The organism is Arthrobacter sp. C2, from assembly GCA_024207135.1.
Taxonomy (GTDB): Bacteria; Actinomycetota; Actinomycetes; order Actinomycetales; family Micrococcaceae; genus Paeniglutamicibacter.
Genome location: CP042428.1, coordinates 587,227 through 613,589 on the forward strand (window position 1 = coordinate 587,227; position 26,363 = coordinate 613,589).

Here is a 26,363-nt window from a genome sequence, read left to right on the forward strand (position 1 = left end):
AAGAATGAACCTCCATATGAGTGATCCGGGCGCCTACGCGAAGTGATTGCAACGAGCTTTGGCGTCCGCCGTCGCCCGCACGGCTGCTGTATACCCGTAGGCCGAACTCTGACCGGACGCGTTCTAAAACCCGACGACGGTGTCGATCTGAACCTTCGCACCCGATGGGAGTGCCGCGACCTGGACAGTGGTGCGTACAGGGAAAGGCTCATGCAAGTGCCTGGCATAGACGGCGTTGACCGCTTCAAAGTCGATGTAGTCGGTCAGGTAGATCGTGGTGCGCAGGATATTCGAAAGGCCCAGGCCGAGCTCACCCAGCAGCGTTTTCAGGTTGTTCATCATCGCCTCGCACTGCAGAGCAACGTCTTCTGAGACAAGAGAACCGTCATCGGTTCGCTGACCGATGATTCCGGCGGTGTAGCCAGTATTCCCATGCCGCACGAAGTGCGAGAACGGTGCCGTGGACTGGTGGAGAAGCGGACTGAAGTGGTGTTCAGGCATGGAGAATTCTCTCGACTTTCTTTGGGAAGAAACGGCCGGCACGATGGTTGCAACGTTACATTGATGCCGCGTGGCATCGCCTACGTGCCGCACTAGCCGTCGGCTGAACACGTCAGACGGGATATTCCCCAAGGGAAACCCCAATGGGACATTAATGGAAGAGCCCCATGGAAACGTTCCATGGGGGCCTCAATAATGTGCCGAAAACGCTCCATCGGATTGGAGGAGTTGACCCGAGAATTGGGGGAACCCTTACCGGGCTCGGGGACGGCACTCGAATTCAGCGACATTGGATATTTCCCAGATCGCATTCACGTCAATTGAGACGGGAGTACATATACATGTCTTTTCGCTGCCCGCCGACTTCCTGCCAACCATGCAGCAACCCCTCGCGACTGTAGCCGCAGCGCTCTGCAGCTCGCCAAGATCCTTCATTCCAGGGCTCAACGTAAAGTTCCAACCGATGTATACCGGGCAAGCCAAGCCCCCACCCTGATACGGCATCCAGGGCGGCGGAGACTATTCCTTTGTTTCGATGAGACGGACCAATCCAATATCCGACGCTGGCGCGGCCTTGACCAGAATTTTTCAGCCAGAGTCCGATTTGGCCCAGTGCCTGATCAGAGCGTGCATCCGCGATGGCGAATGAATAGCCGGATCGATCTACAAGCCGATGGTGCTGCCGGTTGATGAAATCAAGTATTTCCTCGTCCGAACCATTCGCTGGAACAGTCGTGATCAAGGGAATTAATGGATCGATCGAGGCTTCTCGAACCAACCCAGCATCCTTCACATCGAATGGGCGTAGACGATAATCCAAGGCATCCAAAACGGGCTGGTTCAGAGGGTCCATTCAGAAAGCCTAACTGTCCTGGGTGACGACGAACTCCGTAAATCTACGACGCCAAGACTTCTCCGTAAGCGCGTGCCTGGCTGGCTGGCAGATTCATGACGCGGCGTGGCCCGGATTTCGATACGTGCTCGTTCCGAAGGCGGAACATCTCCGGGACGCTCCAGGCGTCGTTCGGATGCCGCGTGTGTCGTTACGGCTTGGGCGTCGATGAAGTCCTCGGGGTCGGGGCTTTGTCCCAAGCGTTTCCGCTGGCGACCGAGAACGAAGCGTTCATCCCAGGCGCGAGAATCGTTGCTTCGAAGGCGAGGCAGCGGTGTACTCGCCAGGACAACTCACATCATGCCGTTATTTGCGTAGTCCGGTATCGCAGGGCGATCGCCCCCGATCGGAAATCATGGCGATCCACGAGCTCGAGCTGGATGCGCTCGCGCAGACCGGCGAGCAACGTCGGCCCATGTCCGGCAAGGACCGGCTGCACGAGGAACTCGTACTCGTCGATCAGTCCCAGATTCGCCAACGCCAGGGGGAGCGTCACGCCACCGACCCACAGGCCACCGCCTGGCTCCTGCTTGAGCCGCTGCACCGCTTGCCCCAAGTCGCCTCTTAGCAGCTCGGCATTCCAATCGACCCCGCCAAGCGTGCTCGACACGACGTACTTCTTCGCCCGGTCGATGGCCTCGGCGAACGGGGTCTGCCACGCATCCACCCAGCCAGGCCACGTGCCCGTGTCCGGCTTCCGCCACGCCGACTCCATCATCTCGTAGGTCACCCGGCCGAACAGCAGGGCATCGGCTCGCTCCATCTCGGCGGTCCAGTAGCTCATCGATTCCTCGTCCGGTGGGAGCCCTGCCTCGTGATGGCAGCAGCCGTCGAGCGTGACGTTGATCGAGTATCGAAGTTCTCTCATCTCGTTGCTCTCCCTTTGATACGAGCAGTGAGTTTCACAGAACCGTCCACCAACCAGGTCACTGCTGCGCCTGAACCGTCCATGGTCCGAGGATAGGCAGCCTCGCGGTGTAGCGGAAGTGCCAGCGCGCGAACCCGGTCTGGATGAGCCCGCCGCGAGTCACGCATTTGGCCTCGTTCTCAACCCCGGGTGAACCGTCGCAGTTGGGAGTCGGCCAACGGGATGCTGCTCTGGAAGCGCAGCGCAATATCGTTTTCCTGTTCTGAAAGCGCGTCAGGGAACCCTCAACGGGACTTCGTCGTGTTGGAAAGAAGTCCTCTGTCGCCCTTTTTCAACAGGCCTGGGAAAGTTCTGTATATTCTCCCGTTATCGGTAGCTAAACCAAGAATGCCGGTCTTAGCATCCACCCTGGGTATGGAAGGCACGGAACCCGGAGAAGAATTCGGATACCCCGGCTGAGCCGCAACCGTTGGTAATTAGGTAGCCGTAGCCGACGATTGCTACCGCAAACCCGGCAGCAGCAATGGCGAGCAGGATCCAAACGGCCTGATTTCGGCTGATGCGAGCGGCCAAGATGTCTCCATTGGTCGATGACTCGGATTCGTGCCGAGGGTCTTTACGGTAACAGTACGTATGTGAAGTTGCCCGCAATGGCAATCGAATATCGAACTGCGTCTAAGCCGAACGAACACACGGCAGTGTGTTGGGGTGAGCGAAAACGAGCGTTTCAGGCATGGAGCGGTCGCTATTGAAATAGACCGAACACGTTACCCCAGTGATTCACTCGCCCCGACCGTGCACCGGTCTAGCGTTCGCCGGCGGTACGCCGACCTCGTGGATGGTGTGGCCGCTGCAGGCCGTCTTGGTTACGGTGGCCCGCTCGATGCGCGACACGGTAAACCATCGCACTGCGTTGCGCATTCGGCACCACCCAACTAGATACCACTGGCCGTTCGTGGAGGCGAACAGCACAGGTTCGACGTCGCGGGTGGTCGTGGTGCCGTCTCCCGATGAGTAGCGAATGCGGATTACCCGCTGCTCGACCATCGCCTCCTCCAGGGCCGACCTGGTTGCGCGAGAAGAAGAGGGAAGCTTGTTGACCCAGACTCGGTGGGCCAGCTCGTCGGCCCTTGCTCGGGTTCCGGGATCGAGGACGTCCAGGATCTTCTGGATACCGGCTGCTGCCAGATCGGCGTAGGGGGCATCGGGGGCAGCGGACACGGCTGCCATGAGCGCCACGGCCTGTGCCGGGGACAGGCTGACAGGCGGCAGGGACGCGCCGACGGTCAAGCCGTAGCCACCGCCCGGACCTGGCCGCGACCATAAAGGCGCACCGCTGTTCTCTAACGCATCGAGGTCCCTCTTGATCGTGCGCACGGACACCTCGAACTCTCTCGCCAACCGTTCGGCAGAGATCCCCCGCGCGCCGCTGCGGCGCAACATCTCGGATAGGGCATGGAGCCGTTCGGCTCGTTTCACAGTTCAAATCCCGGTGAATTCATGACATAAATAGTGACACACCATTGTCCGCGGAGCCTGCGAGAGTTGTGACATGACAACCGCTAAGAACAGTCCGACCATCATTCTCATCGCCGGCCACTGGCTGGGCGCTTGGGCGTGGAATGAAGTCCTTGAACACCTGAAGACCGACCACTATCGTGCCATCGCAATGACGCTGCCTGGTCTTGACGGGGATGATTCTGAACGTTCTGCGAAGACTCTTGACGACCAGGCAGACGCGATCCTTGGCGTCATTTCTCAACACGGAAATCTGCCCGCGATTCTTGTTGCCCACAGTGGGGCCAACGCCCCCGTCAGCCTCGTCCTTGACCAGCACCCAGAGCTTGTCCGCCGAGTGGTGTGGGTCGACTCCGGCCCTGTGGGGGCGGGCAGTGTCTTCGCCCCCGAATTCCCGGATGAATCCCATGAGTTGCCGCTGCCGTCGTTCGATGTGCTCGCGCAGCAGGCTAGTCTCGAAGGCCTGAGCGCAGATGTCCTCGAACGCTTTCGCGCACTTGCCGTACCGGAGCCCGGCCCTGTGCTTCGTCAGCCCGTCGAACTCACGAACGAGGCCCGCCGCAACGTCCCGACCACCCTGGTGTGCTGCTCGATCTCGAGTGAACAGGTGATGGAGCTGGCCCGGGCAGGCCATCCCATGTTTGCCGAAGTTGCGAACCTCGAGCACCTCAATGTCTTGGACCTCCCCACAGGGCACTGGCCCATGTGGAGCCGCCCCCTCGACCTCGCCAAGATCATTGACTCAGCGACTTCACTTGACAACTGAACCGCAAGTAGCGGGAAAGGAACGGCTGAATGCGGCTGACCCGCTCGCGCTACTGAAAGGATCCATGTCGCACCGTATGGCTGCACTAGCGCGGCACCGCTGATTGGAAACCGCTGGCGTTGCTAACGGTGACGGATTGCCGCCGGTCATGACGACCGAAAACGACCGTTTGTGGCGGCGATCTAGACCGCTACGCTCCTCTGCCGGCGGTGGACGATGGAATGAAACAAGAACGCAGTGGCAGCCACAATCATCAGAAGAATTGACACGGGCCCCCACCATTCCGGCAGCCGAGCGGCAAATACGATCCCAACCAGGCCTAACACGATCGATGCCCCGAACAAGTAGCGACTCCATGTAGTCGTATACCGGCCGTAGCCGAAATTAGCCACGGCTCCCGGTGGAAATACCTCGAGGCGGTCCGCAGGTGCACCGCATCGATCGTTTTCGACGTGCCCGAAGGGGAACCCCGACCGGGCAACGTATGGGGTCGGCCGCGAGTATTGTTGACTGGTGTTTGAACCGCGTCAGCTTAGTGAAGATGTCAGCATGCGCCTACTGCGCTCGAGCGATGGGCCAGCGCTTGCCGCTGCGTATGTGCGTAACCGCGAGTACCTCTCTCCATGGGAGCCGGTGCGTCCCGAGGAGTACTACACCGAGGCGTGGCAGGCCGCAGACATTGCCCGGCGCCTCGCTGCGGAGAAATCCGGCGAGGGATATCCCTTGGGTTTGTTTTTCGACGATACCCTTGTGGGCCGTTTCAACGTGGCCGGAATCGTGCGCGGCCCCTTCCAGAGCGCGGGGCTGGGTTACTGGGTCGATAGCGCCTACGCGGGCCGCGGACTTGCCTCTGCGGCAGTTCAGGTGATCGTCGAAACAGCACGCGACGAACTCGGACTGCACCGCTTGGAAGCGAGCACGCTTTTGCACAATGCCGGATCGCAACGGGTGCTATTGAAGGCGGGTTTCCGGTTGATCGGTATGGCTCCGCGGTACTTGCAGATTGCCGGGGAATGGCAAGACCACAACCTCTACCAAGTGGTCCTCCACGACTAAACCCCGGGCTTTCACGTCAACGAACCTCCGCGACCGGAGGCGTAGCTGAATCTCCGTATGCGGAACGCTTCGCGGGACGTGTGATGGACAATTGAACGCCGCGGGCCGCCGCAACGCATGGCCTCGAAAGCTTACGGAAACGAGGTGCCGGCTGGGGCACGGTGGATGGGCCCGAGGTGGCTTGCGCACCCGATGAGGCCGCTTCGTTCGATGCGAAACTAGGTCTTGCTGCCGGTGAGCGCGAGCGAACCGCCAAGGCCGATCATCACCACGCCGCCGCCGGCACCCATGTGCGAGAGACGTTTCGGGTTGCGGGCGAACCACGCCCGTGCCGTGCCGGCCGTGAGTGCCCAGACGCTGTCACTGGCCAGGCCAATTCCAAAGAAGATCATCCCGAGGGTCGCCATTTGCAGCGGGATGGCACCGTTTTCGTAGCTGACGAACTGCGGGAGCACGGCCACGAAGAACACGATGGTCTTGGGGTTGGATACCCCGACGAAGAATCCCTCGCGGAGGAGGCGGAACGACGACGGTCGAGCCCTTGGCGAGGCGGCGGTGTCGGTGTGGTCGTTGCGGTGGCGGATCGCCTGCACTCCCAGGTACATCAAGTAGCCGGCTCCGACGAATTTGATGATGATGAAGACGACCACGGATTCTGCGACGATGGATCCGACGCCGAGGGACACGAGGGCTATGGCCGGGAGTGCCCCGAGTGCGTTCCCGATCACGCTGAGAAAGCCGCCCTTGCGGCCCAGGGAGAGCGACCGGCCGATGACAAAGAGCACGCTCGGGCCGGGAATGAGGATGAGGGCGAAGGCGGCGAGAGCGAAGGCCCAGCCGTTGGCCGCAGGTAGCATGTCGACTCCATTTCACGGTGCGTTGATGCGTCGAATCTATCGGAAATCCAACCGCACTGCGGCGACACGCGCTCGTCTGCGGGGAACCCGCATGAGTTCTTCTTCACCGCTGGAACAGTCGCAGCGTCCTGCACGGGGCGTATTTGGATGGGTGTTCAGTCTCGAAAGCCGGTTCCTTAACGGACTAATCGAATATCGACCGGTGACTGTCGAAGGCGACTGCACTGAGTGCCCGAAGCCCTTTGCGCTTCGTCTAGAGCGCCCGTAAGGGGAACCTCTACTGGGACTGTCCCAGTTAGTTACGGGGCAGCGTATTGCCGTGTTTCGGTGGTCCATGTTGAGTGAGATCTTGCTAATGGTCTAGTTGCGGTGAGATGGGGCAATTGGAAGGTATATGCAAAATATTTATATTTTTTATAAATATTGAAAAACTATGTGTCATAAAATGAATTATCGGCGATAGGTTCAAAATTTTCGGGTAAGCATTTCTCTTGCGAGACATCGGCAGGCTTGCCTTGATGCAAATCCCGACGTCCTCCCCATACCTATCCAGCGATGAATGACCCGAAGGCCACCGCCTTGCTGAAGTACTTGAAAGCCGACGACGTCGTGGAATGGGCGGGTTCCCGGCAACCTGTGAAACACGAAGAAGGCGACCCGGATTTGAGTCGCCTTCTTCAGTCCTGCCCCTAGTTCGTGCGCACCCCGGAAAGGATATCGTGGTCGCGGAACACGACGGTGTTCTCGGGGGTGATCCAGTCCGGGAGTTCGCTAGTTTCATCGCCTGCGTTCTCAACATCCTGGATCATCTTGGTGGTTAGGTCCACCAAGACCCTGGTCTGGTCCGCGGCCCGGGTTCCGTATGCCCGGGTGCCGTCCTTGTTGGCGACGCCGAGCGAGATCCGTTCGGTGCCTCTGAAGCTCACGAGCTTGCCGGTTCGCTTGTTGTAGGCGGAATCTTTCATAACCAGGAAGTCCCCATCCAGGGAGCCTTGAAGGCCCTTGACGGTGTAGCCGTCTGCTTTGCGGTCAACGCTGCTGGTCTGGTGGATCTTGCGGTGTTCTAGATCCACCAGGTAGCTGCCGTGGTACGGCTTCTCGATGGCAAAGTTGTAGTCGAAGGAGATGAAGTTCCCGCTAACGGCTAGAACTTGCATTTCGCCCAGCGGGTCTTTTTCCCCGCCGCTCAGGGTGTTCAGCACGTCCCAGCCGCCGGGAACCCGCATCTCGTATGCTCCGATCCCGAGTTGGCCCTGCACGAGTGGCTCGCCCTGGGTCAGTGCGATGACATTCTGGCTGGGTCCTTTGACCTTCGTTATGCCGACCGGGGTGGCATAGAAGCTTTCCGGTTCCCCGTTGCCGTCGGTGTCACCAGTGAGCGGCACCATGTGCCTGATGTCATTCTGGCTCGATGGGTCCTCGCCCCAAGCGTAGGCGTCCTCCTGCCCGAAGGAACTGATCTTTGCGGGGTCGTCAAGTCCGAGGAATGTGACCTGGACGTCGGAGACGCTCTCGGGGACAAGCCCGTCCCGAGTTGGCAGAACGCCCATCTGTGTCACCGACAGGAAGTCTTTTCTTTCGTGTCGGACGATGCTGAACGCGGTCGGGAAGTCATTCTCAGACTCGCCCACCTGGGCAATGCGCTTGACCGCTGCGGTTCCAACCGTTGAACCATCGTTGAGGTTGACCACCGTGACCTTGATGTCGGCCGAGAGATCAGTGCTCTCCACGGAAACGGCTTTGTTGCTCGCGAAGAAGATTTCACCCTTGGTCTTGATGGCCCAAGCCTTTCCGGCATCAACGAAGGGCTTCAAGTCGGCGGTCACCACTGTGGTGAAGTCGGCGCTCTGGCTGGTGGCCGGCGATCGGGTATTCGACGGAGACGCTGAAGGAGCCCCTGAAGGGGCTGTTGATCCTGGCGCGCTCACGAGGGTCGGCGCAGCGCATGAGGAGAGGAGCAAAACAAGAGAAAGGGCGGCCAGCGGAACTGCTTTCAGGGGCCTGTCGATTTTCACGGTATCTCCAAGTCGGCAATGGTTCTTAAGATAACTCTAACGAATAAATTAATGAATGAACCGCTGGGCAATCGGCGGGGCGTGGCCTGCGCCCAACGACCAAATATTGAATATTTTCCACTCCCACACACGATGCCCCGCCGCCACTAATGGGACGGGGCGCCGTGAACTTTGGGGGCACCACAGAAAACGGAAAAATGCTGCGCCAAGGGCGAGTTGAGCCAGATAGTCTCTGGACTGCAGCTCGACAATGGAAGCCACCCACAGCCTGTCCGTAGCGGGAACCTATGCCGGCACCCTCTTGGCGACGCGCGGAGGTCTCGAACGCGGGAGACCCCGGATGCCTCCGGGCTCGGTACGAAGCACAATAGGGCCGGTGTCGGTCAACGACGTATTTACCGTGTGATTCATGCCAGACTGCAGACATGAACCTTGACCAAGAGCTCGTCAATGCCGCAATCGACCAATTGGATCGTCGCTGGCCCGATGCGGAGCAAGCAGTGGCAGCGGCCCTGTACCTCGACGACGGGCAAATACTGACCAGCGTCAGTCTCGACAACTTCAACGCGGCGGCGAACCTGTGCGCGGAAACGGGTGCCATCTGCCATGCCTACAACATCGATCGGCGGGTGACCGCGTCGGTGTGCGTGAGCCGGGAGCCTGGTCGCGACGGGGTTGCGATTCTTGCCCCGTGCGGTCTCTGCCAGGAAAGGTTTGCACTGTGGGGACCGGAGGTTCAAGTAGCAGTCCCGGATTCGGTTGCGGCCGAGGGGTGGACCACCCGGACTTTGCTCGAGGTCAATCCGTATTACTGGGCCACACAATTTACGGATGGCGGTCAGTGGCCGTCTGCCGCCGACCATATCGGGTAAGAGAACGGGGCCTACCCGGCGGGGCACCACTCATTGACCGAACCTGCCAAAAGCCGCAGTAGGTTCCGGTTGGCGGGAACGTTTATCGGACGTTTTGAACTCTCAGCCCTGGTGACGGTGCTTGGGTGCGCTGCTGTTCTGCTTCACGCGCGCTGTATCGGTTTCTCAGAATCTGCCGATGTAAGCTGATCTCACGGTAGAAGTCGGTGCAGAAAAGGATTTTGTCGTGTCGTAGGGAGCTGCTCGAAGGCGCCGCGACCCGATAGACTCCTCCAACGGCAGCGGAGCTACTCCGAGCCAGCGTTGGGACGACTAGAGGATACAAAAGCACAGGTCAATGAGCCGGACACCCGGCAACCTCTAATAATCATCGACCGCGTCTTTTCAACCATCCTTTTGGTCGCGCAGCCGGTTGTCGCCGTCGCGAATTTCTTTTTTGTTGCCCTCACCGAGTCCGACTGGCCGGATGGAACCCGCTCAGTACCGCATTGGGCGGCAACGGCTGCCATCCTTCTGGTCTTCCTAATTCCGTTCGCTGCGGCTGTGGTCACGATCGTGATGCTCGCCACGCGCCGAATCGCGTTCTGGGTACCGCTCCTCGCCCTGGCTCTCACGTCTATAATCGTCGGCGCTCTCACAGCGTACGGGCAGACACCAGACATCTTGTAACCTCGCACCCGGGCACCCTTTTCCGAGGGGGCATAGGGCAAGCGTCGTGGACGGTCCCGCTGGTGGGTCTGGACCGACCGCCGGTTCATGACGTGGAAGGAATCCACGCTGCACTGCATGGCCGTCCCACAGGGGAACGCTCACCGGACTTCCTCGCCTGGCAAACTTCTGAGAAAACAGGAAATAGACTGAGCCACTATGAGAGAGACCGACCTTGAAGTTAATTACTTCCGGTTCGAGCATGTGGCCCCGGAGGAAATTTGGGTTGAGGTAGCGAGTCTCTTCGTCTTGAGCTTCGCAGCCCCTCCTTACAACGAATCGCCAGACGAACTACAAAGCATTGATCAATGGGGTCCCGACAAACTTGCTAGCCCTGGTGGGCGACTCGTTGCGGCGAGACACAATGGACGCCTGGTCGGTTTTGCTTTATCTCAGAGGCTTGACCAGGACAGCTCCTGGCGGCGACGACTAGACACGATGCTGTCAACGCTAGACGCGGTAATCTCGCCTTCGAGAACTGTTATCGTCCAGGAACTCGCTGTCGACGAAAGCTTTCGCGGCCGGGGGATAGCCAAACAGTGCATCCGTGAACTCCTGTCGAGCCGAGCCGAACAGGATGCCATCTTGGGTGTTTTCGGCCAAGCGTCCCAAGTCCGAGAGATGTATAGACACTGGGGTTTTTCGGAGCTCGGCACCTCTCCCATCTACGGCGGAACTGTGACCATGCATGCCTTGCATCACAAGCTTCCATGGACGGCCTAGCCATCCAGCCGTATGGCTTTCAACGCTAAAAGACGCGTTTTCTGCAGAGCTAAATGTCGTAACCCCAAACGCATTGGCTCTCGGTTCATGATGTTTCGCAGGGGAACCTTGAACGGGACTGTTGTCGTTGGTGCCGCTGACGGGTACCCAGTCAATGGTCCACGGGGAATACAAACCTGAGAATCGAACTAATCGTCGAACCGACTGCTGGGTTTGGATTGCTCGCGGAAAATCGTGGAAATGAGCTGGAACGTGCCTACTTCGCATTCCCGGCTCAGAGACCTTTCTTCCTCCTCGCAGCGAGAGACCTCAGAGGCGGGTGCGTCCTGAGCGTAGAACTCGTCCATGCGGCGCGATGAGTAGTTGCGAACGTAGTAGCCGCTGTCATCAACTATTTCCTCCACGCTGAAATCAGCAGCGGTCATCTTTTCGACGTAGAGCCGATACGCTTCCACATAGTCTTCGCGAGTGACGTAGCCCTTGCTGAGGACACCGGCTTCGAAGTCCGAGAGCGTGGTGACCCGAAATGCCTTGGCGAACCGAGCATGCATCTGGTTTTCAAGGGAACGTGCCTCCCTGTTCAGTTCCACCGGTTCTCCTCTGCTTCACGAAGTGGCTTACACGGCAGTAGTCTGCCATGCCTTGGGAACGAGATGATCCTCCGCTGCAGTTGGGAGGGGTTATTCCGCGTGAGGAACGCTCTACGGGACGGTAATGAGCGCTTGGGGACATCGGATGATGCATGCCGGTTCTCCGAAGCGATTTGGATGCGGCAAGGTCGGTATTTGCGCCGGACCTCGCAAGGGCGACGCTGCCGGCCCGCCGTCACTGGATGCTGGGCTGGCCAGCCCGCAGGGCAGCAAGCCAGCTGTCCCAGGTGGGCCGAAGCAGCGCGGCCAGGGCGTCGTAGCCTCCGGCTCCTGGATGGGCCCCATCGCCCTCGCGCACCTCGCGCCGCCATACATCATGGTCCTGCATCTGCCTCACGACACCCACGTAGGGAACTGAATGACGGGCGCATTCAGCTTCCAACAAGGCATCCAGGGAAATGATGCGTTCATTGTGCGCGTCGTCGTCAACCGCTGGCGGACCGACCATCAGGGCGGGCCACCCCGATTTGCCGAGCTGCGTCAAAAGCTCACGCAAATGGGATACCGACGCCTCGGATGCGGCTCGGGTGACGCCGGATTCGTTCATGGTGTCGTTGACGCCGAAGGACAATACAACACCCGCATGGCTTCCGGCAGGAAGCCGAGGCGTGCATTCGGCCCGGAAGCGGCGAAGAATGTCGGCGCTGGTGTCACGGCGAATACCCAGGTTGTAGGCGGTCAAGGCATGTCCTTGTGCATGGCTGCGCGCTGCCAGGCGTCCGGTCCAGCCCAGGTGTCTGGCGTCGCCGACTCCGGCCACGAAGGAGTCGCCGATAAAGCAGACTCGCACATCCGGTTCCGGCTGCTCCCCAGGATCCTCGGTATTCACCTGAACCACCGTCATCCCTCCTGGGCTTCGTTGTTGTTGCAGCCTTGGACGGTGATGCCCAACGCGTCCAGCACCGGCCAGAGCATTGAGGCGATGTGGTCCACTCCCGGCACGTATTCGGTGATGCCGACCCCGACGAGTGTGCCCCGGGTCCGAAGTCTGTTGATCACCGCGACCAAGGTGGCGATGGCCAGCCCACCGGGCTCGGGAACAGCCACCGCTGGCCACACCATGGGGTCCAGGACGTCCAGGTCCAGGTGCACGTAGAGCGGTGCACCGTCGGGCAGCCACCGGACCAGAAGTTCTTCCAGGAGGTCCGGTTCGTTTTGCAGTTGCTCGGGGTTGATTACTGGCAGCTCGTGCGCGGCAATGAATGCCTGCTCGGGCGGGTCCATGGAGCGGGTGCCCAGCAGTGCGCATCGTTGCGGTGACAGGGTGGTGGACGGGACCAAGTCCGGGTGGCCCTCGCCGAACAGGGTGCGCAGCGGCATGCCGTGTGCGTGTCCGCTGGGGCTGGATTCCGGGGTGTTCAAGTCGGCGTGGGCGTCAATCCACACCACGCGTAGGTCCGGGTGGATCGAGGCCATGTGTGACACCGAGGCCACTTCCACGGTGCAGTCCCCGCCCAGGGTTAGCAGGCTGCTCGGCCCAAGGGCCCGCAAGAGATTCGAGGCCGCGACCAGGTGGGCCTCGACGGCATCGTGGCTCTCGATCAAGGAGGTGTCCCCGTGGTTGGGGTGCGTATCGAGGGTTCCAAGGTCCGGTTCCACGACGTGCCGCACTGTCGAGGGAGCGAGCATCTCGGCCAGGTAAGTGGCGCCCTGCGCAATCCCGGGCTCACCGCTGCCCTGCCACAACGGCACCACCAGTTGAAGGTCCCAATCGGTCACCACAATCCCCACCTCATCTGCTACAATCGCGTTCGGTTGCTCCCATGCTAGGGCAGTGTCCGGCGATGACTGAATTTAGGAGTGTCAACGTGACGGCCGCTATTTCCCACGGTCGGAGACTCTGAAAGTCGACTCGCAGTCCGCAAGAGGGGAACCCTCTACGGGGTAGTCCACCTACCAGCGCTTCCCCGCTGGAGCCGGTACAGAAACCGGCGGTATGTCGACTGTCCATCTGAATCCCTGCTGCCGATCCACACGCGAACATGCTCTGTATTCGCCGGTCTCTCCTATGCTCAATGCGAGTGATCGAAGCAGGAAGGGTCCGTTCCATGTTGTTTGAAAGGCAGGGCCTGTGTTCGAATCGGGAGCCTTCGTCATCAATGCGTGGGGTAATGTCGTGGATTTTGTCGTGGAGCCCTTTCCTCCGGCGGACCCCGCAGCGGCCCTGCGGGCGGCCATGCGCGGGGAGAGACAGGAGACTCGGCTGGCGGTTCCATTGGTCTACACCGGAGTGCATTCAGGGCCCATTGGCCTGACGGTGGAGGTCCTTCGAGCGAGGCCGGAAGCCACCCCGCTAGGATGGGAAGACATCCACGAGGTGTCCCTGATGCTCCCGGAGGGCCGAGCGTACTTCACCACGCCCACCGGCTGGGAGATGAAGAACGTCGGCAGCATCGTGGGTGATCAGAAGGGCAGCTACCGGGCCAGGCTCCACGCCACGGGCCGCGACACGGCCTTTGACCTCGCCGTGGAATCTCCCGTCGAACGGCACTTGGTCCAGTTCTGGAGGGAACCGCCATCACCGGCGTTTGCCCTGTCCTCCGGATCAGAGCGAGGCAAGGACCTGCCGCGTTTCATCAAGATATGGCAGGGGCCGCCCGGTGCCACCGCTCACTTTGATCCACGGTTGGTAGCCCCGGCTTCCCCTCCGGAGTAGCGAAAGCTGTTGCCTGTCTTTCCCGCAGTCGACTGCACCGGGTCCAGAGTCCTCTGCACCGCGCAGTGCCGTCCGCAAGAGGAACGCTAACTGGGACACTGACCCTGCCAACGCGGCGCTGAGGGCGACTATCTCTGGTAGACGTTAAGCCTTTCGACAAGCCCGAATTTGACGGTTGGCCATTCGGCTTCGATGATGGAGAACACCACGGTGTCACGGACGGTACCGTTCTCGAAGATCGTGTGATTGCGAAGAATGCCGTCTTGTTTGGCACCGAGTCGTTCGATTGCGCGCCGGGATTGGTGATTATGCCAATGCGCCCGGAACTCAACTGCAATGCACCCCAGTTCCTCGAACGCTCGCTGGAGCAAGAGCATTTTGGCTGCGGTGTTGATGCCCGTTCCTTGCGCTTTCGATCCGATCCAGGTTGACCCGATTTCCAGACGACGATTGGCTGGTTCCAGGTTCAAGTACGTAGTCATTCCCACCGCGCGAGAAGTCCGTGGATCGATGATGGCCCAGGGAACGATCCGACCCTCGGTGTGCAAGGCGATCCGGCGTTTGATTTCCTTTTCCATGGTCGCAGGAGAGGGGATATGCGTGTACCACGTCCGCCAAAGTTCATCGGTTTCAACCGCTGCGACGAGGTCGTCATGGTGTGTCTCGGAAAGCGGTTCGAGTCGAATGAACGGGCTTTCAAGCAGGGCTACGTCTGTAAAGTCCACCACTTGAGTCTAGCGTGGCTCAACATCAAGACGTTGTTCGGAATGAAGACTGGATGTGTCCCGTATGACGGTCCTCTAACGGAACGCACCATGAGTTGACCTGAAGCTTCATGAAATTCGCGATTCACAGGAAGATACCGACTCGTAAGGCCCGTCCGGTGAGATGTCCGGTCAGATGCCCGGCGAGCGGGCCCTAAAGGGAGCGAGATCTGAAGACGCACGGGCGTGATCGGTTCCTGTTCCGGTGGGTCGTGTTTAGCGAGGTATTGCCAAACGGTCCAGGCGTCGTGAAATCGGTCCACTTGAGGTGAGATGTGACAGACGGATTCGATATCTTCCGCAATATGGCATCGCCGCGATCCGACGAACCGAACAAGCCCACATATTCGGGAGGTAGCGCGGCGACGTTTCGGTGGAACCGCGTAAACGATACGGTGTCTATGGAGTGCAGTGGTTCCGAGGTGCCATAGCCCCGGAGCTGTTTCGATCAAGCGAAATGCAATATGAAGGGGCGATGGAAATGTGCGGTAGGTACGTGATGGCCAAGGCCATCGGAGACCTTGTCGCGGAGGCCGAGGCCGAAGCGGATGCAAACCTCGAGCTGCGGCAGTCCTGGAACATCGCCCCGACCACCGACGTGCCGATCGTGCTGGAGCGGCTGATCGACGGGAAGCTGCACCGGCAGGTGCATGTGGCCAAGTGGGGGCTGGTGCCGGGGTGGGCCAAGGAAGCATCCGTGGGCGTGCGGGCGTTCAATGCCCGCAGCGAGACCGTGACCGAGAAGCCGACCTTCCGTGCCGCGGCGAAGGCCCGGCGCTGCGCGGTCCCGGCCGAGGGGTACTACGAATGGCTGGCCGGGGACACCCCCAAGGCCAAGAAGCGCCCGTTCTACGTCCACCCCGCCGACAAGTCCTTGATCTTCTTTGCCGGGCTCTACGAATGGTGGAAGGACCCGTCCAAGGAGGATGGCGACCCTGACCAGTGGCTGCTCTCCACCACGATCCTCACCTGCCCGTCCCCGGCAGCCGACTCGGAATCCGAGGTGTTGGCGAAGCTGCACGGCCTGCATGACAGGTTGCCGATCCCGCTGTCGAAGGACGCCATGGCCGAATGGCTGGACCCCGAGGACAAGAGCGCGGCCGAGCTCGTGGAGATGGCGCGCGCCGGTGCCGACGAGGTTGCCTCAGGCTGGGAGTTGCGCGAGGTCGATTCCGCGGTCGGCAACGTCCGCAACGACGGGCCTGAACTCGTAGAGGAGCACTCGGGACTGTTCTGAGGCTGAGCCCGCCTCCCGCCGGCTACGTACGACTGCGTATGGCCCCGGCCGCGCCCCCGGGGAAGACTGGTGCCTGTCGGTGCGAAGGGAACGCGCCACCAACCTTGGAGGAATCAACATGGGTATCAGGACTTGGGGGATCCGGGCGGCTGCGGCCACCGGGGCCGTGGCATTGGTGTCGGTGGTGGCGGCGCCGGCGGCGCTGGCGCACGAATGCTTCAAGAAGCAGTGGAGCGATGCGGCCTACGCACAGCAGCTGCAACAAAAGCGTTGGATGCCGCTGGACGTGCTGGCCGAGCAGTTCATCATCGCGGAGGTTGCCCCGGATTGCGTGGGCAAGATCGATCTGGCCCCCTACCTGGAGCCGTGGATGGAAGCCGAGGGCATCTCGCATGTGCCGCTGATCTATATGAACTCGAGCATCTCGGAGAACTCGTTTGCCGCTTGGGCCAACGCGTCCGGGAACTCGGGCCCGGGACTGCTCGGCTCGGGCAAGGAGAGCCGTGCCATCGGCTACATCGGGAACCACATCGGTGCCCTGGATCAGCTGCTGGGCCAGGCGCTGGGCGATGCGGTGTCAAGCGGGGTGTGTGAATTCCCGGCGTAGACTCCGGGACGAACATCGGCACCGGCGGGCTGCCGGGGGAGCAGCCCGCATTGCTGGGCGCGGAGGACCGCCGACAGGCGGTCCACCGCGCCCAGTTTTCGGTACAGGTTCTCCTGGTGCTTGTGCACCGTGCGGTGCGAGACGCCCAGCCGGGTGGCGATGCCGTGGGCCGTGCAGCCCCGGGCCACCAGGGCAAGGACCAACAGCTCGCGCGCGGTCAGTGGGCGCTCCGGTTCGGCCGCGGGTCCGGGCAGCAGGGATTCGAGGAGGTGGATGTGCGTATCCAGGCCGCGCACGATCGGCTGGAGGAAGCGTGCGGACTGGCGGTCGGAATCCCGGTAGACCCCGTCGCTGACGAAGCCGTAGGTTGCAGACTGCGTTTCGGCCGTGCCCAGCGGCAGCGAGAGCTGGTGCCGGCCCACGCCGAGCCGCTCGATCATGGAGTCGGCGAACTCGGAGATCGCCCAGCCTCGCTCGCAGACCTCAAGCAGGGTCACCGGCGCGGTGTCGGAGGTGGTGTTGTGGTACGCGAACATCGGGTGGTCGGCACCTGCCCGCTGCGCAGCCAGTTCCCAGGCCGCGGTGTCGAGCACGGGGTAGTTCCCGAAGATCGAGACCTCGCTGAGTCCGCCCGGGGCAGCCAGCGGGGCCTTCACTGCCGCAAACGCGTGAAACGACTCCAGCAGGGCTTCGTTCAACAGTTTCCGGGCCGTTCCCGGGTCCGTTTCCTGCAGTATCCCGGCGGCGGTGTCGAGCCATCGTTCACGAAGGCGGCTAATGTTGTCCATGCAGGTGGTCCCCTCCCAAGCACGCTGCGACGAAGTACCCGTTGGGGGACATGCTACGCTGCCCCGAGCCCGGGCGGGAGGGGCGCTGGGCGGTGCCTCCCGCTGTGCCGTTGCGCCGCTGGGTCAGTGGCCGGCGGCCATGGCCACCAGGGCGCCGCGGCTTTGCACCCCGCACTTGGCAAAGAGGGACTTGAAGTCGTCCTGGACGGTGTACCTGCCGATGCCCAGGGCGCGGGCCAACGCAGCGGTGTCCAGCCCGCTCGCGGCAAGTCCGAGCAGCTGGCTTTCGCGCGGGCTCAGGGCGAAACACCTCCCAAAGACCGCCATGCGCTCGGCGGGCAAAGCGTCCTGGATGGTCACCGCGATGGGTGCCGGAGCCCTGTCCGCCGGAGTGTTCATGCGGGTTGCCGACAAGCGCGCCCAGACCCCGGAGCCCACGTGGACCAGCGAACCGGCCGGGTGCGCATCGATGCCGCGCTCTTGGGCCAGTAATTGGGCGGCCACGTTGAGCACCTCCGCCGGGATGCCCTGGTGCGGGCGGGGCCCGGGTTGCAGCAGCTCCAGCCAGAGGTTCGCGGTTTCGGTCTGGCTGATGATGCCCAGGTTTTCGGCCAGCACCAGCACCGCCTGGGGGTGGGGCGGTGCTGCGCCACCGTTGCCGGCCTGGAACTGCCTCGCCGAGCAATGCCGCAGGCCGGCGGTGATCGCCGGGGCCAGCGATGACAGCTGTTCCGCCTCGGCGGCGGTGAACACGCCGTCCCCGTGGCCCCGCCACAAATCAAGCCAGCCCCAGGTGCCCCACCTGTCCGCGAAAACAATCGACAGGACATCGGTGATCGAGTGCCTGCGCAGGACCCCGGCCCAGGACTCGCTGCGGGACAGCTCGCCGTCGGTGGCCGCGGCCAGCGAGACGGCGCGCGCCGGGGCAGCTGGCAGGGTGGTCCACCGGTTCAGCGCCGTGGCGTACTTCAGGGTGATCAACAGGGGCAGTTCCGCTGTGCCCGGGACCTGAGCCATCGGGGAGATCCCGACAGTGGTGATCGGGTCGGCCAACGGCCACACCCAGGCCTCATGCCCGATCGAGGCCGAGAGTTCCTCGAGCACCTCACGGCGGTAGGCGTGGCTCTCGAGCCGTGCCTCATCGAGCGCCGTGACACGTTGGATAAGGCGTTCGGCGGCCCACCTGCTTCCCATGTGACAAGTATGCGCGCCGGCCCCATGCCGGGAGGATGTCCGGGTGCGGGTGGACCCCAGAAAACTGGGATGGCGGGCCACCGGGGGCTGCGCCTACGCTCAGGCCATCGGCACCAAGGGAAAGGAAGCCACGATGTATACGCTTCAGATAGAACACGGAGTGAAGGACTTCGAGATGTGGAAGGGGGCGTACGGCAACGACCCGCTGGGGCGGATCCGCTCCGGCGTCCTGGCCGAACGCATCTTCCGTCCCGTCGATGACCGGCACTACGTGGTGCTGGACCTCGACTTCGCCTCGCACGCGCAGGCCCAGGAGTTCCTGGACCGGCTGCGGTCGGATGTCTGGGCCATTCCCTCGGCTTCGCCCGCGCTGGCCTCGGGACCCAAGACGCGGATCGTGGAGCAGGTGGATGGTGACAGCCGGGCCTAAGCGACCTGTCGGATGCCCCTCCGGACCCGGCGGCTCGCCCGTCGGATCCAGGGGCATCCAGCCCTGCGGCACGCGAAAAGGAAAGGCGCCCTGGGAGGGTATCCCTCATCCGGACGGCCACCCGTACGCTTAAGGACATGGATAACAGGTCGGAAGTGCGCGAGTTCCTGATGTCGCGCCGGGCCAAGGTCACCCCGGAGCGTGCCGGCCTGCCGGTGTACGGCAACCGGAGGGTTGCCGGCCTGCGCCGCGGCGAGGTGGCAAGCCTCGCAGGAGTCAGCGTGGAGTACTACGCGAAGCTTGAACGCGGAGCGATTGCCGGGGCCTCGTCGTCGGTATTGGACGCACTGGCCCGCGCCCTGATGCTCAGCGAGACCGAGCGGGCGCACCTGTTCGACCTGGCCCGCGCCGCCGACGGCATACCGACCTCGGGGCGCCAACGCCGCCCCGCGTCCCCTGCCCGGCCGCCGCGTGAATCCCTGCAGTGGGTCATGGACTCGATGAAGGACTCCGTGGCCTTCGTGCGCAACGAGGCCCAGGACCTGCTGGCCGTCAACGAACTGGGCAGCGCGTTCTATTCGCCGGTGATCGGCGACGGCGGCGGACGGACGCCGAACCTTGCCAGGTTCCAGTTCCTGGACCCCGCGTCCAAGGACTTCTACCCGGACTGGGAGCTGTTCGCGCAAATGTGCGTAGCCATCATCCGGAACGAGGCGGGGAAGGACCCGCAGCACCGCGGCATCCAGGATCTGGTCGGCGAACTGTCCACCCAAAGCGGGAGCTTCCGCACCCTGTGGGCCGCCCACGACGTGCGCACCCACGGCACGGGAACCAAGCGGTTCAACCACCCCGAGGTGGGGGAGCTGGTCCTGGCCTACGAGGAACTGGCCATCACCGCAGACCCGGGGCTGAAGCTCATGGTCTACACGGCACAACCGGGCTCGGAATCCCACCAGAAGCTCCAGCTGCTCGGTTCATGGAACAAGACCCGCATCGCCAACAACCCCGCTCTTCGCGCAGGGGAAAGGAAATAGAAACCGTGGCACACAAATTCCTGCCCAAGGCCCCGACCACCAAGAACGGCCCGGAGCAGTTCACCGGCGACGTCTGGGTGGACCCCATCGCCTCTCCGCAGGAGGAAGGCCAAGGGATGATCGTCGCCCGGGTCCGCTTCGCCCCCGGGGCCCACACGGCATGGCACTCCCACGCCAGGGGCCGGACCCTGCACGTGACCAGTGGTGTCGCCCTGTTCGGCACGCGCGACGGCACGGTCGTGGAAGCTGTGCCCGGCGAAACCGTGTACTGCCCCGCGGGGGAGGAACACTGGCACGGCGCCACGCCGGAAGACTTCATGGAGCACCTGGCGATGCTTGAGAACGCGGATGACCCTTCGCAGACCACCCGGTGGCTCGAACACGTCGCCGAGGGCGACTACCGCCGCCCGGGCAGCGGCAAGGCCTAGACACTGTCAGGGGCACGGATGGGGCAAGGCGTGACGCGCGGTCCGGGAGCAGCGCGCCCCTGCATTTTGCCGGACTCGAAGGCATCAACCGGTGCGGTCAACTTGAACCGCCACCCGAATGACAAGGACACCATGGAACTCAACGACCTGATCGCCCAGCTGGATGCCGGGCACACCATCACGGGGGACTCGCCCCTGCACGGCATCATGCACCGGGTCAGCCAGGAAGCGCTGCGCATCACCGGCGAGCTCAACGGCGGTTACCACGAGCCGGAGCGGGTCCGGGAGCTGCTCGCGCAGCTGACCGGGAAACCGGTGGATGAAAGCGTGACCCTCTTCCCGCCCTTCAACGCCGACTTCGGCAGGAACATCACCCTGGGGAAGCGGATCTTCATCAACGCCGGGTGCAAGTTCCAGGACCAGGGCGGGGTAACCATCGGGGACGGCACGCTCATCGGGCACAACGTGGTGATCGCAACGCTGAACCACGACCTCGCCCCGAGCCGCCGCGCGGACATGCATCCGGCACCCGTGGTGATCGGGCGCAACGTGTGGATCGGCTCCAACGCCACCATCCTGCCCGGGGTCAGCGTCGGGGACGACGCCGTGGTGGCTGCCGCCTCCGTCGTCACCAGGGACGTGCCGGCCGGAGCCGTGGTGGTGGGTTCCCCCGCACGGGTGGTGCGCACCGTCACCGGGTAGCGTGCACCGGAGTCACCGGGGGCGTTGCCGTTCTTCGCCTGCCGCCGCGGCTGCGGTGTCCGGCACCCCGGGGCCGGGCACGGCCCCGGGGTGCCCGCGCCGCAGCATGGCCAGCGCACAGGCGGCGACCACCGTGCCGGCAACGAGCATCAGCCAGCGGTAGTCCACCACCGCCACCAGCAGTGCGCCCGCCGCGATCGACGCCAGTTGCGGGACGTTGAGCACCAGGTTGGTGGCGGCTGCGGCCCTGCCCTGCAGCCGCGCAGGGGTCATGCGCTGGCGGGTGGTCACCAGCGCCACGAAGATCCATGGCACACCCACGCCGGCCAGGAACAGCGCGGGGATGACGAAGGCCAGCAGCAACCCGGGGCCGGCGACCAGCGGCACCAGATCGGACGCCGCGGCAAACGCCGCCAGCGCGACCAATGCCAGCCCCAGGCCGACTGCCCGGCCCGGCCCGGCCCTGCGCATCAGCGTAGCCGCGGTCAGGCCGCCAAGAATGCTCCCTGCTCCCTGCAGGCTCATGAGCACCCCGAAGAATGCCGGTTCCAGGCCCAGGCCCTTGTCGATAAGTTCGAAGAGTGCCGAGTCGAACATCCCGATGACGCCCAGCGCGGTTGCGGTGACCAGCACCATGCGCCACAGCAACGGGATCCGGACCAGGTGGCGGAACCCGGCGGAGTTCTCGTGCCAGAACCCGCCGCGTTCGGAGGCCGCCTCGGGGGCCGATTCCTGCACGGAGACCGTCAGCAACAGGAGTGCGGTGAGCAACAGCACCCCGGCGACGCCCAGGGCCAGCGCGTCGCCGCCCCACACCGTGTAGAGGGCCGCGCCCAGCAGGGGAGTGAAGATCCGCAGCCCCTGGTCGATCGTGGAGAGCATCCCGTTGGCGCTGTCCAGGTGCTCGTCATCGAGCATGTCGCGCACCAGCCCGGACTGGGCTGCGCCGTTGAGGATTCCCAGCAGTCCATAGCTGAATGCCACCGCGTAGATCAGCCAGAGGTCCCCGGGTCCGGCGACCAGCAGGAGCAGCAGGGCGCTGCCGGCGGACAGCGCGTTGCCCGCCACCAGTAGCCTGCGGCGTTCGAACCTGTCGGCGAGCGTTCCGACCAGCGGGGAAAAGACAATGGGCAGTCCCAGTGCCAGGAACACGAGGCCGGCCGCGCTCGAGGAACCGCAGATGTCCTTGGCCCAGATGGACAGGGTCAGGAATCAGGGCGCTGTCGGCGAGGTTGCCGATGGTCCAGACGCCGGTGAACCTGCGGAAGACCAGGATGGACAGCAGCGCTTTCACGACTCATCGCCCTTGCGGATGAGGTCGTGGGCCAGGGTGGTGGCCATGAAGACGCGCACGGGGGCGGACGCAGCTGGGCGCCGGGTCGGGTCGGTGATGCGATCCAGGAACGGGGCAATGAGTTCGTTGTACCGCTCATTGAGGGTGTCGGCTTCCTCGGGGGTCAGGAACAGCGTCGAACCGGCCTCGAACAGGTGCCCCTTCCAGGTTTCGGGAACCGGCAGGTGCCGTCCGGCACGCAGGCGTTCGAATTCCCAGTTTTGGAGCATGTCGCCAAGGGCCAGGGCTGCCGACAGGGAATCCGGGTCCACCTTGTTCCGGTCCAGGTTCTGGGTGACGTCGGTGATTTGCCAGGGCCTGTTGCGACCGGTGGCTCCGGGTGCGCGCTCAATGTAACCGTGCTCGGCCAGGGTGCGCAGGTGGAACGAGCAGTTGGCCGGGCTTTCGCCGACGTACTCGCTGCAGCGGGCTGCGGTGATCGGGCCCTGGGTGCCGACAAGCTCCAGGAGCCGGATGCGCAGGGGATGGGCCAGTGCCCGCATGGCCTTGGGGTCGGTGATGTCCATGCGCCAAATGTACTATCGAAAGAACCCTTTCGCAAGAGTTCTTTCGATATGGCGTCCGCCGACTGCTGAGTGCATTGCGCGATGGGCAGGCCGCGGGCCGTGCGGGACCCCCTCTCGGTGGCCACCGGCCTCGGGGCGCGGGGCATGCGCACGGCGAAGACCCCCTGTGGTGCGCGTTACTTGGGCATGTGACGCGGTTGCGGATGATGGGAATATTTGTGAACACAATGATCCCATTGGCCATGTCGGGCCGGCCCGGGTGTTGCTGATCCTTGGCCATTGGTGAGTTTTGCACCGGGCCACAATCTCGCCTGTCAAGCGTGCCATTGCTCCTGGGTGTGTGAATATGGTAACTTTTGTGAAACATTGTAAATAGCGGTGAAGGCGCCGCGGCAGACGGGGAGTGAACATGGGTGTTCAGCTTGGTGTAATCGCCGATGACTTTACGGGTGGGACCGACATCGCGAGTTTTCTCGTGGCCAACGGGGTGAAGACCATCCAGCTATCGGGCATCCAATCGCTCGACGCCATTGCCGATGACGTGCAGGCAATAGTGGTCAGCCTCAAGAGCCGTTCGAATCCAGTATATGAAGCCATTGAACAGTCGTTGCAGGCCCTTGAACTGCTCAAGACCGCCGGTGCCCGACAGATCTTCTTCAAATATTGTTCAACGTTCGACAGCACCGCCCAGGGGAACATAGGTCCTGTCACCGATGCGCTCCTGAACGCCTTAAACGAGAACTTCACCGTCGTCTGCCCGGCGCTGCCGGTCAACGGGCGCACCACCTACCAGGGGTACCTATTCGTCAACGGCGTGCCACTCCACGAATCGGGAATGCGCAACCACCCGGTCACTCCGATGGCCGATTCAAGCCTGGTTCGTCTCATGGACGGCCAGTCCCGGGGGACCACCGGGCTGGTTCCTGTGGACACCGTTGAACGGGGTCGCGAAGCAGTGGGCGAGGCCCTGGCCGAACTGAAGGCCGCGGGAAACCGCTATGCGGTGCTCGATGCCCTCAACGACCGGCACCTGAATGTACTGGGCGAGGCCGTTGCCGAGATGCGCCTGGTAACTGGCGGCTCGGGACTTGGTGGAGCCATCGCCCGGGCGCTCCCGGCCACAGCCAAGGGTGAACGCTCGTCCTTCACTCCAAAGGCCGGGTCGGCCGTGATCCTGTCGGGTTCCTGCTCGGTCATGACCAATGACCAGGTCGCCGACTACAAGACCAAGGGCCCTTGTCTCGCCGTGGATGTCGACCGACTGCTGACCTCGCCAACTGGTTACGACGCGGATGTTCTGGCGTGGTTCAGTGATCAGCCCTCCACCGGCCCTGCTCCGCTGATCTTCGCCACTGCTGGTCCTGAAGAAGTGCAGCGTCTCCAGCGGACCTACGGTTCGGTCGAAACAAGCCAGGCCATCGAGGGATTCTTCGGCCGAATCGCCATCCGTCTGGTGGAGGACGGAATCCAGCGCATGGTGGTGGCTGGCGGCGAAACCTCCGGTTCGGTCACCACCGCGTTGGGCGTCACGGGATTCGAGGTGGGAGAACCGATCGCCCCGGGCGTTCCCTGGGTCCGGTCACTTGATGGACAGGTCGACCTGGCCTTGAAATCGGGAAACTTCGGAACCATCGATTTCTTCAGCCAAGCCCAGTAGGACCAGGAAAGCCGATCATGCCGAAATTTGCCGCGAACCTGTCCATGATGTTTACCGAATTGCCGTTCCTGGAGCGTTTCGAGGCCGCGGCGACCGCTGGCTTCAACGCCGTCGAGTACCTCTTCCCCTACGACTTCGAGAAGTCTCAGATCGCTGACAAGCTAAAGGCCCACTCTCTCGAACAAGCCCTTTTCAACGCCCACGCGGGGGACTGGGGCGGCGGCGAGCGCGGGCTGGCCACGTTGGAAGGACGACAACAGGACTTTCGGGATTCGATCACCCAGGCCTTGGACTATGCCCGGGCCCTCGCCTGCCCCAAGATCCACATCATGGCAGGAATCAGCGAAGTCACCGCTGAGACCGAGGCCCTGTATGTCGAGAACGTGCGGTATGCGGCCGACCTGGCGACCGAGCTTGACATCGAGGTGCTGATCGAACCGATCAACGCCCGCGACATGCCCGGATATTTCCTGGGCAGCGTTGCCCAGGCTGTCGACCTGCTTGAGCGGATCGACCGGCCAAACGCCCGCCTGCAGTTCGACTACTACCACGCCCAAATCACCGAGGGCGATGTCACCATGCTGATGCGCGATTCCATCGATTCCATCGGCCACATCCAGATCGCCTCGGTGCCCGAGCGCAACGAACCGGATACCGGGGAGCTGAACTACCCCTACGTGCTGGCCGAATTGGATGCCGCGGGATATCGCGGATGGGTGGGGTGTGAATACCGGCCGGCAGGGGAAACCACCGCGGGCCTGGGATGGCTCGCCGCGTACCGAAGCGACGCCAAGTGATTCCCCTCGAGCGCCAGCGCGCCATCCTTCAGATGCTTCAAGAACAAGGAAGCGTCAGCATCACCAGCCTTGTCGAGGTCTTGGGCGTATCTCACATGACGGTGCGCCGCGACATCCACCGGCTCGAGGAACTCGGCCGTGTCGTCTCTGTCCCCGGAGGAGTGAGCAGGCCCGAGCGACTGGCCCTGGACCAGTCGCATACGGTCAAGGAAGGCCTGCAGCAAGCGCAGAAGCTTGCCATCGCACGGGCTGCCGCCGAGCAGGTCCAGCCCGGCAACGTGGTGTTCCTTGACGCCGGAACTACCACGCTGTCCATCGCCCAATATCTGGCCCCGATGCCGAACATGGTCTTCGTGACCAACGACCTGTCGATTGCCCTGAGCCTCTCCGAACGCTCGAGCAATGAACTCTACTTCGCCGGAGGCGCCCTGGACCGTGCCAACCTCTCGTCGGACGGTTCACTGACCGCACGCATGATTGCCCAGTTCAACGTCGATGTGGCGTTCATGTCCACCTCCTCCTTTGATCTGCGCGGAACCTCCGTGCCCACCGACGCCAAACTGGCGGTCAAACGGGCCATCAAGGAGACCGCCGCACGCACCATCTTGGTGAGCGACAGCAGCAAGTACGGCCGGGTGGCTAGCCTGCAGGCAGTCAAGCTCACCGACATCGACGGAATCATCACCGATTCCGGACTTGCCGATTCGGCGGTCGAGAAGATCAAGGAACTGGGTATTCCCCTCACCCTGGTCGACCCCCATCTCGAATTCCCCAACTAAAGAA

General features: G+C 62.7%; 29 protein-coding genes. 14 read left to right on the forward strand and 15 right to left on the reverse strand.

All coding sequences use genetic code 11. The annotated features are described in order from the left end of the window. Positions 1-123 precede the first annotated feature (123 nt). From FPY90_RS02715 to FPY90_RS02735, 5 genes are all read right to left on the reverse strand, one after another. Positions 124-501 (reverse strand): RidA family protein, encoded by a 378-nt coding sequence (locus FPY90_RS02715; protein WP_498683666.1) that lies wholly within the window; start codon positions 499-501, stop codon positions 124-126. A 316-nt stretch (positions 502-817) separates the two neighbouring features. Next, positions 818-1,354 carry a GNAT family N-acetyltransferase gene (locus FPY90_RS02720; protein WP_083411494.1) on the reverse strand — a complete coding sequence of 179 codons (537 nt, stop codon included), beginning with the start codon at positions 1,352-1,354 and terminating at the stop codon, positions 818-820. A 337-nt stretch (positions 1,355-1,691) separates the two neighbouring features. Further along, positions 1,692-2,261: a dihydrofolate reductase family protein gene (locus FPY90_RS02725; protein ID WP_498683668.1), complete on the reverse strand. Its 570-nt coding sequence runs from the start codon at positions 2,259-2,261 to the stop codon at positions 1,692-1,694. Positions 2,262-2,657: 396 nt separating this feature from the next. Beyond that, positions 2,658-2,834, reverse strand: coding sequence for a hypothetical protein (locus FPY90_RS02730; RefSeq protein ID WP_175475547.1), 177 nt, complete (start codon positions 2,832-2,834; stop codon positions 2,658-2,660). Between the two features lie 207 nt (positions 2,835-3,041). Further along, entirely contained in the window at positions 3,042-3,704 is a 663-nt protein-coding gene (locus FPY90_RS02735; protein WP_498685490.1) for a helix-turn-helix transcriptional regulator, read from the reverse strand. 109 nt (positions 3,705-3,813) lie between these two features. Between FPY90_RS02735 and FPY90_RS02740 the strand changes: the two genes are divergently transcribed. Together FPY90_RS02740 and FPY90_RS02745 are read left to right on the forward strand one after the other, a co-directional pair. Next, complete coding sequence (locus FPY90_RS02740) at positions 3,814-4,545, forward strand: alpha/beta fold hydrolase (protein ID WP_071216502.1); 732 nt, start codon at positions 3,814-3,816, stop codon at positions 4,543-4,545. Between the two features lie 549 nt (positions 4,546-5,094). Next, the gene (locus FPY90_RS02745) at positions 5,095-5,601 is read left to right on the forward strand and encodes a GNAT family N-acetyltransferase (RefSeq protein WP_071215173.1); all 507 of its coding nucleotides are present in this window, start codon (positions 5,095-5,097) and stop codon (positions 5,599-5,601) included. A gap of 218 nt (positions 5,602-5,819) precedes the next feature. Here the strand turns inward: FPY90_RS02745 and FPY90_RS02750 are convergent, their stop codons facing one another. Beyond that, positions 5,820-6,458 (reverse strand): LysE family translocator, encoded by a 639-nt coding sequence (locus FPY90_RS02750; protein WP_498683671.1) that lies wholly within the window; start codon positions 6,456-6,458, stop codon positions 5,820-5,822. 689 nt (positions 6,459-7,147) lie between these two features. Beyond that, entirely contained in the window at positions 7,148-8,473 is a 1,326-nt protein-coding gene (locus tag FPY90_RS02755; RefSeq protein ID WP_498683672.1) for a hypothetical protein, read from the reverse strand. A 425-nt stretch (positions 8,474-8,898) separates the two neighbouring features. On the opposite strand from FPY90_RS02755, the gene FPY90_RS02760 reads away from it, so the two are divergent. Both FPY90_RS02760 and FPY90_RS02765 read left to right on the forward strand, forming a co-directional pair. After that, the gene (locus FPY90_RS02760; RefSeq protein WP_498683675.1) at positions 8,899-9,345 is read left to right on the forward strand and encodes a cytidine deaminase; all 447 of its coding nucleotides are present in this window, start codon (positions 8,899-8,901) and stop codon (positions 9,343-9,345) included. A gap of 867 nt (positions 9,346-10,212) precedes the next feature. Then, on the forward strand, positions 10,213-10,776 hold the full coding sequence (locus FPY90_RS02765) for a GNAT family N-acetyltransferase (protein WP_498683677.1): 564 nt from the start codon (positions 10,213-10,215) through the stop codon (positions 10,774-10,776). 188 nt (positions 10,777-10,964) lie between these two features. On the opposite strand, the gene FPY90_RS02770 is transcribed toward FPY90_RS02765, so the two are convergent. From FPY90_RS02770 to FPY90_RS02780, 3 genes are all read right to left on the reverse strand, one after another. Then, positions 10,965-11,366 carry a hypothetical protein gene (locus FPY90_RS02770; protein WP_498683679.1) on the reverse strand — a complete coding sequence of 134 codons (402 nt, stop codon included), beginning with the start codon at positions 11,364-11,366 and terminating at the stop codon, positions 10,965-10,967. Between the two features lie 235 nt (positions 11,367-11,601). Beyond that, positions 11,602-12,270: a DUF459 domain-containing protein gene (locus FPY90_RS02775; protein WP_071215166.1), complete on the reverse strand. Its 669-nt coding sequence runs from the start codon at positions 12,268-12,270 to the stop codon at positions 11,602-11,604. After that, positions 12,267-13,145 (reverse strand): arginase family protein, encoded by an 879-nt coding sequence (locus FPY90_RS02780; protein WP_498683683.1) that lies wholly within the window; start codon positions 13,143-13,145, stop codon positions 12,267-12,269. The genes FPY90_RS02775 and FPY90_RS02780 overlap by 4 nt, the downstream gene beginning before the upstream one ends. A gap of 352 nt (positions 13,146-13,497) precedes the next feature. Between FPY90_RS02780 and FPY90_RS02785 the strand changes: the two genes are divergently transcribed. Beyond that, positions 13,498-14,082: a hypothetical protein gene (locus FPY90_RS02785; RefSeq protein ID WP_498683685.1), complete on the forward strand. Its 585-nt coding sequence runs from the start codon at positions 13,498-13,500 to the stop codon at positions 14,080-14,082. 128 nt (positions 14,083-14,210) lie between these two features. Here FPY90_RS02785 and FPY90_RS02790 read toward each other — a convergent pair whose 3' ends face one another. Next, positions 14,211-14,807 (reverse strand): GNAT family N-acetyltransferase, encoded by a 597-nt coding sequence (locus tag FPY90_RS02790; protein ID WP_071215206.1) that lies wholly within the window; start codon positions 14,805-14,807, stop codon positions 14,211-14,213. A 538-nt stretch (positions 14,808-15,345) separates the two neighbouring features. On the opposite strand from FPY90_RS02790, the gene FPY90_RS02795 reads away from it, so the two are divergent. Continuing rightward, complete coding sequence (locus tag FPY90_RS02795; protein ID WP_071215164.1) at positions 15,346-16,083, forward strand: SOS response-associated peptidase; 738 nt, start codon at positions 15,346-15,348, stop codon at positions 16,081-16,083. Positions 16,084-16,201: 118 nt separating this feature from the next. After that, positions 16,202-16,690, forward strand: a complete 489-nt coding sequence (locus FPY90_RS02800) for a hypothetical protein (RefSeq protein WP_071215163.1) — start codon at positions 16,202-16,204, stop codon at positions 16,688-16,690. Here the strand turns inward: FPY90_RS02800 and FPY90_RS02805 are convergent. Further along, positions 16,627-17,478, reverse strand: a complete 852-nt coding sequence (locus tag FPY90_RS02805; RefSeq protein ID WP_498683686.1) for a helix-turn-helix transcriptional regulator — start codon at positions 17,476-17,478, stop codon at positions 16,627-16,629. The genes FPY90_RS02800 and FPY90_RS02805 overlap by 64 nt on opposite strands. 123 nt (positions 17,479-17,601) lie before the next feature. After that, complete coding sequence (locus tag FPY90_RS02810) at positions 17,602-18,672, reverse strand: helix-turn-helix transcriptional regulator (RefSeq protein ID WP_071215161.1); 1,071 nt, start codon at positions 18,670-18,672, stop codon at positions 17,602-17,604. Between the two features lie 133 nt (positions 18,673-18,805). Here FPY90_RS02810 and FPY90_RS02815 point away from each other — a divergent pair, with 133 nt between their 5' ends. From FPY90_RS02815 to FPY90_RS02830, 4 genes are all read left to right on the forward strand, one after another. Beyond that, complete coding sequence (locus FPY90_RS02815; RefSeq protein ID WP_071215205.1) at positions 18,806-19,102, forward strand: hypothetical protein; 297 nt, start codon at positions 18,806-18,808, stop codon at positions 19,100-19,102. 137 nt (positions 19,103-19,239) lie between these two features. After that, on the forward strand, positions 19,240-20,136 hold the full coding sequence (locus FPY90_RS02820; RefSeq protein WP_498683690.1) for a helix-turn-helix transcriptional regulator: 897 nt from the start codon (positions 19,240-19,242) through the stop codon (positions 20,134-20,136). 5 nt (positions 20,137-20,141) lie between these two features. Next, positions 20,142-20,564, forward strand: a complete 423-nt coding sequence (locus FPY90_RS02825) for a (R)-mandelonitrile lyase (RefSeq protein ID WP_286135391.1) — start codon at positions 20,142-20,144, stop codon at positions 20,562-20,564. Between the two features lie 132 nt (positions 20,565-20,696). Next, on the forward strand, positions 20,697-21,266 hold the full coding sequence (locus FPY90_RS02830; protein ID WP_071215203.1) for a DapH/DapD/GlmU-related protein: 570 nt from the start codon (positions 20,697-20,699) through the stop codon (positions 21,264-21,266). A 12-nt stretch (positions 21,267-21,278) separates the two neighbouring features. Here FPY90_RS02830 and FPY90_RS02835 read toward each other — a convergent pair whose 3' ends face one another. Both FPY90_RS02835 and FPY90_RS02840 read right to left on the reverse strand, forming a co-directional pair. Continuing rightward, positions 21,279-22,418: an MFS transporter gene (locus FPY90_RS02835; protein ID WP_071215159.1), complete on the reverse strand. Its 1,140-nt coding sequence runs from the start codon at positions 22,416-22,418 to the stop codon at positions 21,279-21,281. Between the two features lie 138 nt (positions 22,419-22,556). Beyond that, positions 22,557-23,126 carry a winged helix-turn-helix domain-containing protein gene (locus FPY90_RS02840; protein WP_071215158.1) on the reverse strand — a complete coding sequence of 190 codons (570 nt, stop codon included), beginning with the start codon at positions 23,124-23,126 and terminating at the stop codon, positions 22,557-22,559. Positions 23,127-23,535: 409 nt separating this feature from the next. Between FPY90_RS02840 and otnK the strand changes: the two genes are divergently transcribed. From otnK to FPY90_RS02855, 3 genes are read left to right on the forward strand one after another with little or no spacing between them, the layout of a single operon-like run. Then, positions 23,536-24,783 carry a 3-oxo-tetronate kinase gene (gene otnK / locus FPY90_RS02845; protein ID WP_071215157.1) on the forward strand — a complete coding sequence of 416 codons (1,248 nt, stop codon included), beginning with the start codon at positions 23,536-23,538 and terminating at the stop codon, positions 24,781-24,783. Positions 24,784-24,800: 17 nt separating this feature from the next. Beyond that, complete coding sequence (otnI, locus tag FPY90_RS02850) at positions 24,801-25,580, forward strand: 2-oxo-tetronate isomerase (RefSeq protein WP_071215156.1); 780 nt, start codon at positions 24,801-24,803, stop codon at positions 25,578-25,580. A 32-nt stretch (positions 25,581-25,612) separates the two neighbouring features. After that, on the forward strand, positions 25,613-26,359 hold the full coding sequence (locus FPY90_RS02855) for a DeoR/GlpR family DNA-binding transcription regulator (RefSeq protein WP_498683696.1): 747 nt from the start codon (positions 25,613-25,615) through the stop codon (positions 26,357-26,359). Positions 26,360-26,363: the final 4 nt, after the last annotated feature.

Excerpts from the sequence above, each read along its gene's own strand:
- FPY90_RS02725 (WP_498683668.1), bottom strand. The coding sequence starts at position 2,261 with ATGAGAGAACTTCGATACTCGATCAACGTCACGCTCGACGGCTGCTGC.
- otnI (WP_071215156.1), top strand. The coding sequence starts at position 24,801 with ATGCCGAAATTTGCCGCGAACCTGTCCATGATGTTTACCGAATTGCCG.
- FPY90_RS02815 (WP_071215205.1), top strand. The coding sequence starts at position 18,806 with ATGTATACGCTTCAGATAGAACACGGAGTGAAGGACTTCGAGATGTGG.
- FPY90_RS02745 (WP_071215173.1), top strand. The coding sequence starts at position 5,095 with ATGCGCCTACTGCGCTCGAGCGATGGGCCAGCGCTTGCCGCTGCGTAT.
- FPY90_RS02750 (WP_498683671.1), bottom strand. The coding sequence starts at position 6,458 with ATGCTACCTGCGGCCAACGGCTGGGCCTTCGCTCTCGCCGCCTTCGCC.
- FPY90_RS02720 (WP_083411494.1), bottom strand. The coding sequence starts at position 1,354 with ATGGACCCTCTGAACCAGCCCGTTTTGGATGCCTTGGATTATCGTCTA.
- FPY90_RS02765 (WP_498683677.1), top strand. The coding sequence starts at position 10,213 with ATGAGAGAGACCGACCTTGAAGTTAATTACTTCCGGTTCGAGCATGTG.
- FPY90_RS02830 (WP_071215203.1), top strand. The coding sequence starts at position 20,697 with ATGGAACTCAACGACCTGATCGCCCAGCTGGATGCCGGGCACACCATC.
- FPY90_RS02735 (WP_498685490.1), bottom strand. The coding sequence starts at position 3,704 with ATGTTGCGCCGCAGCGGCGCGCGGGGGATCTCTGCCGAACGGTTGGCG.
- FPY90_RS02715 (WP_498683666.1), bottom strand. The coding sequence starts at position 501 with ATGCCTGAACACCACTTCAGTCCGCTTCTCCACCAGTCCACGGCACCG.
- otnK (WP_071215157.1), top strand. The coding sequence starts at position 23,536 with ATGGGTGTTCAGCTTGGTGTAATCGCCGATGACTTTACGGGTGGGACC.
- FPY90_RS02795 (WP_071215164.1), top strand. The coding sequence starts at position 15,346 with ATGGCCAAGGCCATCGGAGACCTTGTCGCGGAGGCCGAGGCCGAAGCG.
- FPY90_RS02760 (WP_498683675.1), top strand. The coding sequence starts at position 8,899 with ATGAACCTTGACCAAGAGCTCGTCAATGCCGCAATCGACCAATTGGAT.
- FPY90_RS02840 (WP_071215158.1), bottom strand. The coding sequence starts at position 23,126 with ATGGACATCACCGACCCCAAGGCCATGCGGGCACTGGCCCATCCCCTG.
- FPY90_RS02805 (WP_498683686.1), bottom strand. The coding sequence starts at position 17,478 with ATGGACAACATTAGCCGCCTTCGTGAACGATGGCTCGACACCGCCGCC.
- FPY90_RS02800 (WP_071215163.1), top strand. The coding sequence starts at position 16,202 with ATGGGTATCAGGACTTGGGGGATCCGGGCGGCTGCGGCCACCGGGGCC.
- FPY90_RS02775 (WP_071215166.1), bottom strand. The coding sequence starts at position 12,270 with ATGACGGTGGTTCAGGTGAATACCGAGGATCCTGGGGAGCAGCCGGAA.
- FPY90_RS02855 (WP_498683696.1), top strand. The coding sequence starts at position 25,613 with ATGCTTCAAGAACAAGGAAGCGTCAGCATCACCAGCCTTGTCGAGGTC.
- FPY90_RS02810 (WP_071215161.1), bottom strand. The coding sequence starts at position 18,672 with ATGGGAAGCAGGTGGGCCGCCGAACGCCTTATCCAACGTGTCACGGCG.
- FPY90_RS02820 (WP_498683690.1), top strand. The coding sequence starts at position 19,240 with ATGGATAACAGGTCGGAAGTGCGCGAGTTCCTGATGTCGCGCCGGGCC.
- FPY90_RS02740 (WP_071216502.1), top strand. The coding sequence starts at position 3,814 with ATGACAACCGCTAAGAACAGTCCGACCATCATTCTCATCGCCGGCCAC.